This window comes from Clostridium sp. BL-8 (assembly GCF_002006495.1).
Lineage (GTDB): Bacteria > Bacillota > Clostridia > Clostridiales > Clostridiaceae > Clostridium.
This window is the reverse complement of the sequence record NZ_LZZL01000224.1, coordinates 1-647: the sequence shown is the minus strand read 5'-3', so window position 1 is coordinate 647 and position 647 is coordinate 1. Positions and strand designations below refer to the sequence as shown.

Here is a 647-nt window from a genome sequence, read left to right as displayed (position 1 = left end):
CTTTTATCAAACGTAATAATTTTACTATTCATTGAATTTTTTAAGTAGCACTCTTGTTGTTCCCTACAACAAATAGGGTCATATTGCCCTAATATTAAGATTGAAGCACACTGTAAGGCTGAAAGCAGTGGTATGAAGTTTTGATTAATTTTCCCTTCACTTAGCAATCTATCAAAGTGTATTTTTCCAATTTCCCATTGCTGTTCTGTAACGTCTATTGGACTATTTATAAGCCTAACCTCTTCCAAAGTTCCACCGTTATGATAAACCTCACCTCTTACTTCAATAGGTATTTGCCGTATATTGTCCGTTAATAATTTAAGTTCATTATTATTATCTGCAAATTTTCTCAGTTCATTTGCATAATCAAACTTCCCTTGCTTTTGAAGAATTTCAGCAGATTTAAGATATACAGAACGCATCGACATAAGAAAATTAAAAGAGGGACTTTCAAATATAACCTTTTCAACTGATTTAGGATATTGGGTTGCATACAAAAGTGCAAGCATTCCTCCAAAAGAATGTCCCATAATAGACCAACTATTAATACCCAATATATTTCTAATATTTTCGCAATCATCAACAAGATATTCTAACCCAAATGGTTCATTTTCTTCAATTTTATCAGAACGCAATACTCCTCTTTG

At 32.0% G+C, this 647-nt stretch carries 1 protein-coding gene; it reads right to left on the bottom strand.

The features are described from left to right. Positions 1-647: alpha/beta hydrolase (locus CLOBL_RS27355; protein WP_077861850.1), on the bottom strand; the 647-nt coding region annotated here is incomplete at both ends.